The sequence below is a fragment of the Lactiplantibacillus fabifermentans DSM 21115 genome (genome assembly GCF_000498955.2).
Lineage (GTDB): Bacteria > Bacillota > Bacilli > Lactobacillales > Lactobacillaceae > Lactiplantibacillus > Lactiplantibacillus fabifermentans.
The window spans coordinates 1-14,897 of the sequence record NZ_AYGX02000064.1 but is presented as its reverse complement, the minus strand read 5'-3'; the positions used below and the strand labels follow the sequence as shown (position 1 = coordinate 14,897).

The following is a 14,897-nucleotide window of genomic DNA, read 5'->3' as shown; positions in this document are numbered from 1 at the left end:
CCGAAGATTTCACTTCACCAGCTTTAAATTTAGAGACTTATGTCACAGCCTCTTTTGAAGAAATATCATTAGGGATCACTAATTCAGTGGTCTCTGTTTTTGTTATTCAGATAATAATCTCAAGTTAGTTGAGGCCAATATTCGAAGACGGTTTAAACGATTTCAATTGCCTTGATAGGCCAATTTTTGGTACACTATATCAAATTTAGGAATAGGACGGTGACGCACAATGGGTATGCATCAATATTTACAAAGTCTAAGTAATTTAGAAACGATTCAACGGGCGCCCGGATTTTTCAAATATCAGAACCATTCGGTCGCGGCGCATTCATTTAAGGTGGCTGAAATTGCGCAATTTTTAGGGGACGTGGAAGAGAATGCGGGCCAAACGGTTAATTGGCGGGCGCTTTATGAAAAGTCATTAAATCACGACTATAACGAACGCTTTATCGGCGATATTAAAACGCCCGTTAAATACGCGACGACGCAACTCCGCGAAATGTTAGCGGATGTGGAGCACAAGTTATCGCAAAACTTTGTCCAAAACGAAATCCCAGCTGAGTTTCGGGCCGCTTATTCGCGGCGGTTATCCGAAGGTAAGGACGACACGTTGGAAGGTCAGATCCTATCAGTAGCGGATAAAATCGACTTATTATATGAATCATTCGGTGAAATTCAAAAAGGTAATCCGGAACCGGTCTTTACTGACATTTACCAAGAAAGCTTACGGACCATTGTGGCGTTCAAAGCCATGGCCAGTGTCCAATATTTCTTGAAATCAGTTTTACCAGAAATGTTAGCGGAACCGTTCACGAACCAAGAAAAACTCCAAGAATTGACCCGTAACATCTTACCAGCCGCGGACCAATCCAATTAATAGCGAAAGTATGTTCGATGTGCTAAAATAAATAGCGATTTAAACGATAGGGAAGCGGTGGCTTGCCTATTTTTTATGGAGTGTGAATTAAAGCGGGTTGCGACCGAGCATGGCCTAGCTGGTCAGTGGCTGCGGTCTTGGCAGTGACTGATTAGCGTAGCCCGCACAGGTCGCAGCTTTAATTCACACGTTCCAGCAATAAAAATATGAGGGCCTACCCCCATGTAAGTATAAAAAAGGAGGAATCGCTTTTGATTGATCGAGTCGATAATAACAAGTTTGACTTAGTCTCAGACTACCAGCCAACGGGGGACCAGCCCCAAGCGATTCAGAAGTTAACGGCCGGCTTAGACGCAGGCGAAAAAGAACAGATTTTACTCGGGGCAACCGGGACCGGGAAGACGTTCACGATTTCGAATGTGATTGCCCAACAAAACAAGCCGACGCTGATTTTATCGCATAACAAAACTTTAGCCGGCCAATTATATGGTGAGTTTAAGAAGTTCTTCCCGAATAACGCGGTCGAATACTTTGTTAGTTACTATGATTACTATCAACCAGAAGCGTATGTGCCTTCTAGTGATACGTATATCGAAAAGGATTCCGCGATTAACGACGAAATCGATAAGCTCCGACATTCCGCCACGAGTTCGTTACTTGAACGTAATGACGTGATTGTCGTCGCTTCCGTTTCCAGTATTTTTGGTTTAGGGGATCCGACTGAATATAAAGACCACGTTGTTTCATTGCGGGTCGGAATGGAAATTGACCGCAATGACTTATTACGTAAATTAGTTGATATTCAATTCGACCGCAATGACATTGACTTTCAACGGGGCCGTTTTCGGGTGCATGGCGATGTCGTCGAAATTTTCCCGGCATCACGGGATGACCACGCGTTACGGGTCGAATTCTTCGGTGACGAAATTGACCGAATTCGTGAAATTGACGCCTTGACTGGTGAAGTGGTTGGTGACCGTGATCATGTGGCCATTTTCCCAGCGACCCACTTTATGACGAATGACGATATTATGGAACACGCCATTAACGGGATTGAAAATGAATTAGATGGTCGGCTAAAAGAATTGACCGACGATGGTAAGTTATTAGAAGCCCAACGGTTAAAACAACGGACCACTTACGATATTGAAATGTTACGGGAAATGGGTTATACGAGTGGGATTGAAAACTACTCACGGTTCATGGATGGGCGTAAACCTGGCGAACCGCCATATACCTTGCTTGATTTCTTCCCGAAAGATTTCTTAATGGTCGTCGATGAATCCCACGTCACGATGCCTCAAGTTCGCGGGATGTATAACGGGGACCGTTCACGGAAACAAATGTTAGTCGACTACGGTTTCCGGTTGCCAAGTGCGCTAGATAACCGGCCACTTAAACTAGAAGAATTTGAAAAACACGTCAATCAAATTGTCTACATGTCGGCGACGCCCGGCCCATACGAAATGGACCGAACGAAAAACGTTGTCCAACAAATCATTCGGCCAACTGGTTTACTTGATCCAACGATTGAAGTCCGGCCGATTATGGGGCAGATTGATGACTTGGTTGGTGAAATCAATGCGCGGATTGAACGTAATGAGCGGGTCTTTGTGACAACGTTAACGAAGAAAATGTCCGAAGATTTAACGGATTATATGAAAGACTTAGGGATTAAGGTCCGTTATTTGCATAGTGATATTAAGACGTTGGAGCGGACCAAGATTATTCGGGACTTGCGCCTCGGTAAGTTCGACGTGTTAGTCGGCATCAACTTGTTACGGGAAGGGATTGATGTGCCGGAAGTTTCCTTAGTTGCCATCTTGGATGCGGATAAGGAAGGCTTCTTGCGTAATGAACGTTCCTTAATTCAAACGATTGGTCGGGCGGCGCGTAACGAACACGGGTCGGTTATTATGTATGCTGATTCAACGACCGATTCGATGCAAGCTGCGATTGACGAAACCGCACGCCGGCGGAAGATTCAGATTCAATATAATGAAGACCATCATATTACGCCGCATACCATCAAGAAGTCGATTCCAGACTTGATTGCCTCGACCAAACAAAATGAGGATACCGGCAAAAAAGATGACTTCCTCGAAGAAGACTTTGACGATATGACGCACGAACAACAATTAGACATGATTAGTAAGCTCGAAGAACAGATGAAGACCGCTGCCAAGAAACTTGATTTCGAACAAGCTGCGACCTTGCGGGATACGGTCATGGAATTAAAAGCCCAAATTAGCTAGGAGGAATTTTCTTGGCAAACGATAAAATTGTCATTCATGGGGCGCGGGCCCATAACTTAAAAGATATTGATGTGACCATTCCGCGGAATAAATTGGTCGTCATTACGGGACTTTCCGGTTCTGGTAAGAGTTCCTTGGCGTTTGATACTTTGTATGCGGAAGGTCAACGCCGTTATGTTGAAAGTCTGTCAGCGTATGCCCGGCAGTTCTTAGGCCAAATGCAAAAGCCCGATGTGGATTCGATTGACGGGCTTAGTCCTGCGATTTCGATCGACCAAAAGACGACCTCGAAAAACCCGCGGTCAACGGTCGGGACGGTCACTGAAATCAATGATTACTTGCGGCTCTTGTGGGCCCGGGTTGGTCAACCAATTTGTCCCAACGATGGGACGCCAATTGCGAGTCAAACCGTTGAACAAATGGTTGACCGGGTCCAAAAGCTGCCGGAACGGACGAAGTTACAAATTTTGTCACCAATCGTCCGTCAAAAGAAGGGCGAACATAAAAAAGTCTTCGAAAAGATTAAACGCGAAGGCTTTGTCCGCGTGCGCGTTGATGGCGATATTCACGATATTAGTGAAGACTTTGACTTGAACAAGAATCAACGCCATACGATTGAAATCGTTATTGACCGGATCGTCGTCAAATCAGGCGACCGCTCACGGCTATTTGATTCTTTTGAAGCAGCTTTGCGGTTAAGTGGTGGTTATGCGATTGCCGATGTTATTGGTGGCGAACCAATTCTGTTTTCTGAACATTATGCATGTCCCATTTGTGGGTTTACGGTGGGCGAATTGGAACCACGTTTGTTCTCATTTAACGCGCCACAAGGGGCTTGTCCTGAATGTGAAGGGTTAGGCGTTAAGCTGGAAGTCGACGAAGATTTAGTCGTCCCTGACAAAACGTTGACGTTGGCGGAAGGGGCGCTCGCGCCTTGGAATCCTATCAGTTCGCAATACTATCCCGAAATGTTGAAGCAAGCCTGCGAACAACTTGATATTCCGTTAGACGTGCCGTATGAAAACTTGTCAAAAGAAGACCAGCAAACGGTCTTATACGGCTCAAACGGTAAAGAATTCCATTTCCATTATCAAAATGATTTTGGTGGGGTCCGCGATGTCGATGCCGTCTTTGAAGGGGTCATCAATAATGTTGACCGCCGTTACCATGAAACGAACAGTGACTTTACCCGCGACGTCATGCGCAAATACATGACCGAATTAACGTGCCAAACTTGTCACGGCTTCCGGTTGAACCGCAAAGCTTTGTCCGTTAAAGTGGGTGGCGAACATATTGGGACCGTTTCTGATGAAGCAATTGGTAAAGAATTAGCCTTTTTTGAAGACTTAAAGTTATCGGAACAAGATTTAGTGATTGCTAAACCAATCTTAAAAGAAATTCGCGATCGGTTAACTTTCTTGCAAAATGTCGGCTTAGCCTACTTAACTTTAAGTCGGGCTGCGCGGACGTTATCTGGTGGGGAAGCGCAACGGATTCGGTTAGCCACGCAAATTGGGTCGAACTTATCCGGTGTGCTCTACATCTTAGATGAACCGTCGATTGGGTTGCATCAACGGGATAATGACCGCTTGATTAGTTCTTTGAAGAAAATGCGCGACCTCGGTAATACGTTGATCGTCGTCGAACATGATGAAGATACGATGCGGGCGGCGGACTATATTATTGATATTGGTCCGGGAGCCGGGGAAAACGGTGGTGAAGTGATGGCTGCCGGGACACCTAAACAAGTCGCGCGGTCACGGAAATCCTTGACCGGGCAATACTTGGCCGGCAAGAAGTTTATTCCGGTACCGGAAACACGGCGTGACGGTAATGGGAAGAAGATTCGCATTACCGGGGCGGCGGAAAATAACTTAAAAGATATCGATGTTGATTTTCCACTGGGCGAATTCGTCGTGGTGACCGGGGTGTCTGGTTCCGGCAAATCAACATTAGTGAATGATATTTTAAAACGCGCCTTAGCGCAAAAATTAAATAATAACTCTGAAAAGCCGGGTAAATATAAGAGTATTAGTGGCGTTAAGAATATTGAACGGCTCGTTAATATTGACCAGAGTCCCATTGGGCGGACGCCACGGAGTAATCCGGCAACTTATACCGGCGTCTTTGATAATATTCGCGACTTGTTTGCGCAAACGAACGAAGCCAAGTTACGGGGCTATCAAAAGGGCCGTTTTAGTTTCAATATTAAGGGCGGTCGTTGTGAAGCTTGTCATGGTGACGGAATTTTGAAGATTGAAATGAACTTCTTACCAGACGTGTTTGTGCCGTGTGAAGTTTGTCATGGGAAACAATACAACTCGGAAACTTTGGAAGTGGAATACAAAGGCAAAAATATTGCTGATGTTTTACAAATGACCGCTTCGGAAGCTGTTAAATTCTTTGAAGCTATCCCTAAGATTCGCCGCAAGTTACAGACCTTAGTCGATGTTGGTTTAGGCTACGTCAAGTTAGGACAATCCGCGACGACACTGTCTGGTGGCGAAGCCCAACGGATGAAGTTAGCTTCAGAACTACACAAACAACAATCTGGGAAGAACTTCTATATTCTAGATGAACCGACAACGGGGTTGCATACTGAAGATATTCGCCGCTTGATTGGCGTCTTAGAACGCTTAGTTGATGCCGGCAACACGGTCTTGATTATTGAACATAATTTAGACGTCGTGAAATCCGCCGATTATTTGATTGATTTAGGCCCTGAAGGCGGTGACGGCGGTGGGACCATCGTTGCCACCGGGACGCCGGAAGAAATTGTACAAGTGGCGGCTAGTTATACTGGGCAATATTTGAAACCAGTCCTGGCTCGAGATGCCGAACTGGAAGCAACGTCACCTGCCAAATAAGGTCGAGATTGTGCTACACTAGGATTGTTATTAGAATTTTATTAGAGGAGTGTTTTTCCATGGCTGAAGTAGAAAGTTTTCAATTAGATCACACCAAAGTTTTGGCACCATACGTTCGTAAAATTACGGTGGAACATGGCCCTCAAGGCGACGCAATCACGAACTTTGACTTACGCTTAGTTCAACCTAACCAAACGGCGATTGATACGGCCGGTTTGCATACCATTGAACATATGTTAGCTGGTTTATTGCGGGACCGCATGGACGGCGTCATTGACTGCTCACCATTTGGTTGCCGGACTGGTTTCCATTTGATCATGTGGGGCGAACACAGCACCGAAGAAGTTGCGAAAGCCTTGAAGTCTTCCTTAGAATTCATTGCTGGTCCTGCTGAATGGAAAGACGTTCAAGGGACGACCATCGACAGCTGTGGGAACTACAAAGATCATTCATTGTTCTCCGCCAAAGAATGGGCAAAATTGATCGTGTCACAAGGCATTTCATCAGACCCATTTGTCCGCAAAGTTGTTGAATAAAAATTAGATAATAATGTATTTTATACCATCCTGAGTTTGTGGGATGGTATTTTTTTAACTGCAAAATGAGCAATAAAATACATTAAAGCCTGAATATATGTATAAATATCCGTTATTTTGATGAATATTACGAAAAATGCGAATATTTTGCGTATTTTCTTGTATACATTAAAATCAGATGCTAGGATATAGCCATTGAGTAATTAGTTAATAAAATTTCGGAGGTACAAATCAATGGTCAAACAAAATGATAAAATTATTCTCGCATATTCCGGTGGTCTTGATACGTCAGTCGCAATTAGTTGGTTAAAGGACAAAGGCTATGATGTCATTGCTTGTGGCATCGATGTTGGTGAAGGCAAAGACATGGAAGCCATCAAGAACAAAGCGACTCAATTAGGGGCCGTGGCGTCTTATATGATTGATGCCAAACAAGAATTCGCTGAAGAATACGCCTTGATTGCCTTACAAGGGCACACGCTATACGAAGGTGAATATCCATTAGTATCCGCATTATCACGGCCATTAATCGCTAAGAAGTTAGTGACCTTAGCCAAAAAAGAACATGCCGTCGCGATTGCGCATGGCTGTACGGGTAAGGGGAATGACCAAGTGCGTTTCGAAGTGGCCATTCACGCCTTAGCCCCCGACATCAAGATTGAAGCGCCCGTTCGTGACTGGCACTGGTCACGGGAAGAAGAAATCGACTATGCGAAAGAACATAACATTCCGGTCCCGATTAACTTAGACAGTCCTTACTCCATTGATGAAAACTTATGGGGCCGGGCGAACGAATGTGGAATTTTGGAAGATCCATGGGAAGGTGCGCCTGCCGATGCCTTTGATCGGACGAACGCTTTAGCTGACACGCCCGACACGCCCACGACGTTAGAAATCACCTTTGAAGCCGGGGTTCCCGTCGCTTTAGATGGCGAAAACATGAACTTAGCTGACTTAATTGTTAAGTTGGATAAAATTGCTGGCGAACATGGGATTGGTCGGATTGACCACATCGAAAACCGGTTAGTCGGTATCAAATCACGGGAAGTTTACGAAGCACCAGCGGCCACCGTTTTATTGAAAGCCCACAAGGATTTGGAAGACTTAACGTTTGAACGTGAATTAGCACATTTCAAACCAATTATTGAACAAAAATTAGCCGATACCATTTACAATGGCTTATGGTTCTCACCATTAATGGATGCAATGTTGGCCTTCTTGAAGCAAACTCAACAAGTCGTTAACGGCGTGGTACGGGTCCAACTTTTCAAAGGTAATGTCATCACTGAAGGCCGGAAGTCACCAAACAGTTTGTACGACAAGAACTTAGCCACTTACACGGCGGCTGATGAATTCGACCAACAAGCGGCCGTGGGCTTCATCAAACTTTGGGGCTTACCAACGCAAGTTAACGCCCAAGTTCAAGCCAAAGCGCAAGCCGATGCTAAGGCGCAGTCAACTAAGGAACACGCCTAATGAGTACGGCGAAGCTATGGGGTGGTCGGTTTACGGAAACCGGCGCCAAGTACGTTGATGATTTCGGGGCTTCGATCGGCTTTGATCAACTGTTAGCCGCCGAAGATATTACCGGTTCATTAGCGCACGTTAAGATGTTAAAAAAGACGGGTATTTTACCAGCCGCCGATGTTGATAAAATTGTCGCCGGTCTCGAGAAATTAGAACAACAAAATGAAGCGGGCAAATTGGAATTTTCAACGGTCAATGAAGATATTCATATGAATATTGAATCCTTATTGACGGCAGAAATCGGACCCGTTGCCGGTAAGTTACACACGGCCCGTTCCCGGAACGACCAGGTCGCCACTGATTTTCATTTATACATGAAACATCAATTGCCGAAAATCTTAGACCGGTTGCATGATTTGGAAACGGTCTTAGTGGCTAAGGCGAGCGAAAACGTTGAAACGGTGATGCCAGGCTACACGCATTTGCAACACGCCCAACCCATCTCGTATGCGCATTACTTATTGGCTTACTACCAAATGTTCAAACGGGACATGGAACGGTTTGAGTTCAACATGCAACATACTGACATTTCACCATTAGGTGCGGCCGCTTTAGCTGGGACCACCTTTCCCATCGACCGGGAATACAGTGCTAAGTTATTAGGCTTTAGTCAGGTCTATCATAATAGTTTGGACGCCGTTTCCGACCGGGACTTTGTCTTAGAATTCTTAAGCAATGCGTCAATTTTAATGATGCACTTATCCCGTTTTTGCGAAGAAATCGTGTCGTGGACGAGTTATGAATTCAAGTACCTCAGCTTGAGCGACCAATTCTCGACCGGTAGTTCTATCATGCCGCAAAAGAAGAACCCCGATATGGCCGAACTGATTCGCGGTAAATCGGGCCGGGTCTATGGTAATTTAATGGGCTTACTCACGGTCATGAAGGCCATTCCGTTAGCCTATAACAAAGACTTACAAGAAGACAAAGAGGGCGCTTTTGACACGGTCAACACCATCTTGACGAGCCTCCATGTCTTTACTGGCATGTTAGCCACGTTAACCGTTAATGAAGACCGGATGGCTGCGGCCACCAAAAACGATTTCTCAAATGCGACGGAATTGGCCGATTACTTAGCCAATAAGGGCATTCCGTTTAGAGAAGCGCATGCGATTGTCGGTAAGTTAGTCTTGGATGGTTTGGAAAAGAATCGGCCGTTACAAGATATTCCATTATCAGAATATCAAGCCATTTCGCCATTGATCGACGAAGACGTCTATCATGACTTAGACCCTAAAGTCGCCGTTGAACGCCGTCATTCACTTGGTGGGACTGGCTTTGACCAAATCAAAGCTGAACTAGCAACCGCGCATGACCAATTGGCTGCCTACCAGTCATTAGATTAAGCACCAACTCAATATAGTTATCAATTTGACCATTGATATGATTAGAACGGTCCCGGTTTTTGGGGCCGTTTTTTGATGTGAGGAAGGTTACCGCCGCCAGCAAACGGGATGCGCGCCGTGGGGCAGACCTGACGCCAAAAAGCGGTCGCCAGGGCGCTTTTAAGCCTGGCCAAAGTTCGTCGCCAGTCTTAAAAGTCGTCCCCAATTAGTAGCTGGAAAAACACCAGCTACTAATTGCGTTCTTTCGTGAAGCTGGTTATTGCCGCTGCCGGCTGACCGTAATTTCAGTCGCCATGGGGACCGGTCCAAGCCTGAGGAGCGGTCTTGAACCTCGCTTTTGAGCCTACAACCCAAGTCTCAAAAGACGTCCGTGGTGTAAACGGGATACAGCCCAATCCCGTTAACGCCACCTGCATGGCGACTTCCATTACGGTCAGCTGGCAGCTAGATTGTTGTTTGATAAATATAATGGCACGCTAATTCGGCTTGGTTGTGGGGAACAGGCATGGTAATATTTTTTGTTCGTGATAGTGAAGTACGGTTAACTTAATATTTAATTTTGAGAAAGAACTACTAATTTACCCCGTTTGTTGGCAGCAAAATTGGTGGTTAAGTTGTTCAGTACATTGGTACTAAATTAGTGTGACCCAATTTAGTGGCTTGATGGTTATAAATCACAATCTTGCCTAGATTAGTTGTTATTTAAACATTCTTGATAGCAACATTGAATGGCCATTATAAAAAGTTACTCACAATTGCATGTTAATGGAATGTTTATCTAATTTGATTTGCAGTGTAGTAGTTGGCCGACCGTAATGGAATCCGTCCTGCAGGTGGCGTTAACGGCTGTTTTTTGGCCGTTTACACCACGGGCGTCTTTTGAGACCTGGTTTGTGGGCTCAAAAGCGAGGTTCAAGACGTTTTCTAGGCTTGGACCGGCCCAGGACAGATGGAATTACGGTCGGCCAACTGCGGCAACGTAACGCCAATTAAGCGGGCGTGAAAGGCCTGGTATCAGTGAGTTGGCGAATTGTTTAACGCGCTGTTAAATTGTGTCTGAAAAATTGGAAACTCTTTCACTAACTGGTATGATGGAGTTAAAGAATATTGGAGATGTTGTCGAATATGTTTAATGATCATCGTTGGGGCTTTGACTGGACCGAATTCATTACTGGGATCGTGTTCCTCATTGCTGCCTATTTTGTTATGAAAGAACCTAAAGCCGCGTTAATTAGTTTAGTATTCTTATTTGCCATCGCAGCTTTGATTAGTGGGATTACTACGATTGCTGGCTATACTAAACTCCGGCGTGAAACGGGTTTGCGAGCTAATTTTGCGTTAGTTTTTGCGATTATTGATATTTTAGTGGGGTTATTGTTCTTATTCCATGCCCCAACTGGCGTGTTAGTGCTCGGATACGTTTTTGCGTTCTGGTTCTTAATTGATTCCATCGAACGGCTGACGGTCGTGTCACATTTGAAGGTGTTTGGGACCGGCTACTTTATTTTATCGCTGATTTTAGATGTTATCAGTTTAGCCATGGGCATTCTGTTAATTTTCAGCCCAATGGTCGCCGCCTTAACGTTTAATGTCATCGTTAGTGTGTACTTTGCAATTTTCGGGATCAACGCGATTTTAATTGCCTTTGCCCGTCGAAATTAAGATTTAGTTAATAAACGGAGGGATAGGGCCGCTAAGGTTTTATCCCTTTTATAATCGGCTTTAGAGGCCGTAACTAGAAATGACACGCCCGGTATGCTATACTACCAACAATATGGACCTAAAAGGAGCAGTATTATGGCAGATTCATTGCAACTTGTTATTATCTCTGGGATGAGTGGGGCCGGTAAAACGGTCGCAGTCCAGAGTTTTGAAGATCTTGGTTATTTTTGTATCGATAATATGCCACCCGCTTTATTACCGAAGTTTTCGGAATTAGTCGAAGAATCCGGGAAGATTGAAAAAGTCGCTTTAGTGATTGATTTACGGTCACGGGCCTTTTACGATGAAATTATTGATATGTTGGCCAACCTTGATAATACTGACTTTGTATCGACACAAATTCTCTTCTTGGATGCTTCCAACGAAGAGTTAGTCTCACGCTATAAAGAAACGCGGCGTTCCCATCCGTTGGCGATGGAAGGTCGGATTATGGATGGGGTTCGCAAGGAACGGGATTTACTCGGGCCTTTGAAGGATCGGGCTTCATATGTGATTGATACGACCACCTTGACGCCGCGAGAATTACGCGAATCGATTTTTGATAAATTTGAAACGAGCGCCGATGAAACTTTTCATATCGAGATTTTGTCATTCGGCTTTAAATACGGCTTACCAATTGATGCTGATATCGTGATGGACGTGCGGTTCTTGCCGAACCCGTATTACGTCCCCGAATTGAAAAAGAAGACGGGCTTAGACCAAGCTGTCGCTGATTATGTGATGAACCAACCGGCAACCGAAGCTTTTTATCAACAGTTTTTGGGCATGTTAGAAAGTATCATGCCCGGTTATGAAGCTGAAGGTAAAACGAGTTTGACGATTGCGATTGGGTGTACCGGTGGGCAACACCGCTCGGTTGCATTAACGCAACGGGTGGGTGAAGCGTTAGCTAAGAACTATAAAGTTCACATCAGTCATCGCGATATTGACAAACGGAAGGAAACAGTTAATCGATCATGAGAAAATACACATTTAAGACCCAACGGCCAAAAATCGTGGTGATCGGTGGGGGGACTGGCTTGCCAGTCGTCTTACGTGGGTTGCGCAAGCAAGCCGTCGATATTACTGCGGTTGTGACAGTGGCCGATGATGGTGGTTCTTCGGGAATCATTCGTAATTATGTTAACGTGGTGCCACCTGGCGATATTCGTAACGTCATGGCGGCCTTGTCGAATTGGCCGAGTTTGTATAAAGACATTTTCCAATATCGGTTCCAAGGTGATGACCAGTTCTTCGCTGGTCATGCGATTGGTAACTTGATTATTGCCGCCTTGACAGAAATGAAGTCGGGGGTCTTTGACGCGGTCCAAGAGTTGTCGACGATGATGCAAGTTGAAGGTCACGTCTATCCGGCGGCCAATGAAGCGTTGACGCTGCATGGCCGTTTCAAGGATGGCACGGAGTTATCTGGTGAAGCCGAAATCACGGCGGCCCATAAGTCATTAGATCGGGTGTGGGTCACTGATAAAGATGGCCAAACCCCGGAAGCGGTCAAGCCAGTTATTGATGCGATTATGGCCGCTGACCAAATCGTCTTAGGACCGGGTAGTTTATTCACTAGCATCTTGCCGAACTTGATGATTGATAATATCGGTAAGGCGGTTTGTGAATCCGATGCCGAAGTCGTTTATATTTGCAATATCATGACCCAAAAAGGGGAAACCGATAACTTCTCCGATGCCGACCATGTCCGGGTCTTAAACCGACATCTCGGTGAAAACTTTATCAACACCGTGTTAGTGAATACCGAAAAAGTGCCGGATGACTACATGGATTTCCATAAATTTAACGAAGTTTCGCGGCAAGTCAGTCATGATTTCCGCGGTTTACGGGACCAAAATTGTAAGGTCATCTCGGCGAACTTTTTGAAGTTACGCGATAACGGGGCCTTCCATGATGGCGACCAAGTCGTGGCTGAACTAATGAACTTAGTCGGCCATTCCGATATTTTAAGATAGGAGGCCAGCAGATGTCATACGCCAGTGAAGTTAAGAAAGAACTAACCAACCTTACTGTCCATCGCGAGAATGCTAAAGCTGAATTGATGGCTTTGATTCGAATGAACGGGACGATTAGCCTGGCTAATCACCATTTTATTTTGAACATTCAAACCGAAAATCCAGCGATTGCGCGGCGTATCTACCGGTTGTTAAAACAATTTTATGACGTGGCCAGCGAGTTAATCGTGCGGCGCAAAATGAAGTTGAACAAAAACAACTTGTATATCGTGCGGCTAAAAACGGGGACTGATATGGTCCTTGCTGATTTAGGGATATTAAAGGATTATCAAATTGTAGAAGTGGCGCCGACCGAAGTCTTAACGGACGATGCGGCGGTGCGCTCGTATTTGCGCGGCGCTTTTTTGGCAGGCGGTTCGGTCAATAACCCTGAAACGTCGCGTTACCATTTGGAAATTTATTCACTGTATGAAGAACATAATCATATGATTTCGGAAATGATGAATAAATACGGCTTGAACTCGCGGACGACTGACCGGCGGGGCGGCTTTATTACGTATATCAAAGAAGCGGAAAAAATCGCGGATTTCTTATCGTTAATTGGCGCTACCAATGGCATGTTGAAGTTCGAAGATGTCCGCATCATGCGTGACATGCGTAACTCGGTCAACCGGCTGGTTAACTGCGAGAACGCCAACATGGATAAGGTGGCCAACGCGTCGAGCAAACAAATTGAAAACATTTTATTGATTGATGAAACGGTGGGCCTCCAACAGTTACCCGCAAAGCTGCAAGAAGTGGCGGTCACACGGCTAGCCCATCGCGAAGTTAGCTTAAAAGAATTGGGTACTTTAGTTCCCGGTGGCCCGATTTCCAAATCGGGGATTAATCACCGGTTACGAAAAATTAATCAATTTGCGGAACAATTGCAAAAAGATGCGTAACCTAAAATTAAAGACCTCTGCGACAGCTATATGATGATAGTTGTCGCAGGGGTCTTTGTGTGTACAAACGCCCTTTTAATGAGCCAGGTCGTAACTAGTTTGTAACCGGTCAAATATTTCGGCGTCAGTAACGCGACCGTCCAAAATAATACTGTACCAGTGGTTTTTATTCATGTGATAACCCGGGAAATAACGGTCGTTATCGATGAGCTTGGCGAGATCGGCCGTTGCGAGACGCAGGTCGATAATCGTGATAATCTCATCACCAGCTAAGCCGAGCTTACTTTGCGGGACCTTGAGTAAAGCGGCATACCATTTGTGCGTATCGGCGCGGCGCCAAACAGCATTGCCGGGAAACTTTTTCCATAAAAATTCCAAGTCGTCGTGGTAAGTGGCCGTCACATGTTGGATGAGGGCGCGAGCTTGTTTCTCGGCAAAGACATCCGGTTCAAAGCACTGTGCTTGAATGGTTTGTAACGCTGCTTGCGGACCCGGGCCACAAAGTCCCCCGTGTTGTTGGTGACTAAATGCAAGGTATAGGGTGCCCCAGTTTCTTGGTCGATTAAGGTTGTCGTGACGGTGTTCGGTAAGGTCACAACCACGGTTAACGTGAACGCTTGGTCCAGCAATGGTTGTTCATAAGTATAAATATTCGCGTCGAGCTGAAAGCCAAACGCTGTTAACTTGGCTGGGATGGCGCGTTGATTATTAAAAATATTTTCAGTCATAATGGCATACTCCCCCGCAGTATTTAGTGATTTAGTTAATAGATTATCTTCAGTTTAAACTAGTAAGTTAGTTTAATTCAAACGGTAGATTGCAAATTTAATCCGAATTTTTGGACAAATTGTTCAGCATAACCTGA

At 45.2% G+C, this 14,897-nt stretch carries 12 protein-coding genes; 10 read left to right on the top strand and 2 right to left on the bottom strand.

The annotated features are described in order from the left end of the window. Positions 1 to 229: 229 nt before the first annotated feature. The 10 genes from DY78_RS05390 to whiA all read left to right on the top strand — a co-directional run bounded on the left by DY78_RS05390 (position 230) and on the right by whiA (position 14,032). Positions 230 to 877 carry a YfbR-like 5'-deoxynucleotidase gene (locus DY78_RS05390; protein WP_024624874.1) on the top strand — a complete coding sequence of 216 codons (648 nt, stop codon included), beginning with the start codon at positions 230 to 232 and terminating at the stop codon, positions 875 to 877. A gap of 251 nt (positions 878 to 1,128) precedes the next feature. After that, complete coding sequence (gene uvrB, locus DY78_RS05385) at positions 1,129 to 3,132, top strand: excinuclease ABC subunit UvrB (RefSeq protein ID WP_024624873.1); 2,004 nt, start codon at positions 1,129 to 1,131, stop codon at positions 3,130 to 3,132. Between the two features lie 11 nt (positions 3,133 to 3,143). Further along, positions 3,144 to 5,999 (top strand): excinuclease ABC subunit UvrA, encoded by a 2,856-nt coding sequence (gene uvrA / locus DY78_RS05380; protein WP_024624872.1) that lies wholly within the window; start codon positions 3,144 to 3,146, stop codon positions 5,997 to 5,999. 59 nt (positions 6,000 to 6,058) lie between these two features. Next, a complete protein-coding gene (locus DY78_RS05375; RefSeq protein ID WP_033613624.1) occupies positions 6,059 to 6,535 on the top strand; it encodes an S-ribosylhomocysteine lyase in 477 nt (158 codons plus the stop codon). Between the two features lie 234 nt (positions 6,536 to 6,769). After that, on the top strand, positions 6,770 to 8,011 hold the full coding sequence (locus DY78_RS05370) for an argininosuccinate synthase (protein WP_024624869.1): 1,242 nt from the start codon (positions 6,770 to 6,772) through the stop codon (positions 8,009 to 8,011). Beyond that, positions 8,011 to 9,408, top strand: a complete 1,398-nt coding sequence (gene argH / locus DY78_RS05365; RefSeq protein WP_024624868.1) for an argininosuccinate lyase — start codon at positions 8,011 to 8,013, stop codon at positions 9,406 to 9,408. Before DY78_RS05370 ends, argH begins: the two co-directional genes overlap by 1 nt. 1,125 nt (positions 9,409 to 10,533) lie before the next feature. Then, positions 10,534 to 11,070: an HdeD family acid-resistance protein gene (locus DY78_RS05360; RefSeq protein ID WP_024624867.1), complete on the top strand. Its 537-nt coding sequence runs from the start codon at positions 10,534 to 10,536 to the stop codon at positions 11,068 to 11,070. A 135-nt stretch (positions 11,071 to 11,205) separates the two neighbouring features. Further along, positions 11,206 to 12,090 carry an RNase adapter RapZ gene (gene rapZ / locus DY78_RS05355; RefSeq protein WP_024624866.1) on the top strand — a complete coding sequence of 295 codons (885 nt, stop codon included), beginning with the start codon at positions 11,206 to 11,208 and terminating at the stop codon, positions 12,088 to 12,090. Then, positions 12,087 to 13,088 (top strand): gluconeogenesis factor YvcK family protein, encoded by a 1,002-nt coding sequence (locus DY78_RS05350; protein WP_024624865.1) that lies wholly within the window; start codon positions 12,087 to 12,089, stop codon positions 13,086 to 13,088. Before rapZ ends, DY78_RS05350 begins: the two co-directional genes overlap by 4 nt. A gap of 11 nt (positions 13,089 to 13,099) precedes the next feature. Beyond that, positions 13,100 to 14,032: a DNA-binding protein WhiA gene (whiA, locus tag DY78_RS05345; RefSeq protein WP_024624864.1), complete on the top strand. Its 933-nt coding sequence runs from the start codon at positions 13,100 to 13,102 to the stop codon at positions 14,030 to 14,032. Positions 14,033 to 14,107: 75 nt separating this feature from the next. Here whiA and DY78_RS16395 read toward each other — a convergent pair whose 3' ends face one another. After that, positions 14,108 to 14,410 carry an MmcQ/YjbR family DNA-binding protein gene (locus DY78_RS16395; RefSeq protein ID WP_235810639.1) on the bottom strand — a complete coding sequence of 101 codons (303 nt, stop codon included), beginning with the start codon at positions 14,408 to 14,410 and terminating at the stop codon, positions 14,108 to 14,110. 20 nt (positions 14,411 to 14,430) lie between these two features. Then, entirely contained in the window at positions 14,431 to 14,760 is a 330-nt protein-coding gene (locus DY78_RS16390; RefSeq protein WP_051385226.1) for a hypothetical protein, read from the bottom strand. Positions 14,761 to 14,897 lie beyond the last annotated feature (137 nt).

Bases quoted from the DNA above. Each gene is read 5' to 3' on its own strand.
- DY78_RS05375 (WP_033613624.1), top strand. From the start codon at position 6,059: ATGGCTGAAGTAGAAAGTTTTCAATTAGATCACACCAAAGTTTTGGCA.
- DY78_RS05360 (WP_024624867.1), top strand. From the start codon at position 10,534: ATGTTTAATGATCATCGTTGGGGCTTTGACTGGACCGAATTCATTACT.
- rapZ (WP_024624866.1), top strand. From the start codon at position 11,206: ATGGCAGATTCATTGCAACTTGTTATTATCTCTGGGATGAGTGGGGCC.
- DY78_RS05350 (WP_024624865.1), top strand. From the start codon at position 12,087: ATGAGAAAATACACATTTAAGACCCAACGGCCAAAAATCGTGGTGATC.
- DY78_RS05390 (WP_024624874.1), top strand. From the start codon at position 230: ATGGGTATGCATCAATATTTACAAAGTCTAAGTAATTTAGAAACGATT.
- whiA (WP_024624864.1), top strand. From the start codon at position 13,100: ATGTCATACGCCAGTGAAGTTAAGAAAGAACTAACCAACCTTACTGTC.
- argH (WP_024624868.1), top strand. From the start codon at position 8,011: ATGAGTACGGCGAAGCTATGGGGTGGTCGGTTTACGGAAACCGGCGCC.
- DY78_RS05370 (WP_024624869.1), top strand. From the start codon at position 6,770: ATGGTCAAACAAAATGATAAAATTATTCTCGCATATTCCGGTGGTCTT.
- DY78_RS16390 (WP_051385226.1), bottom strand. From the start codon at position 14,760: ATGACTGAAAATATTTTTAATAATCAACGCGCCATCCCAGCCAAGTTA.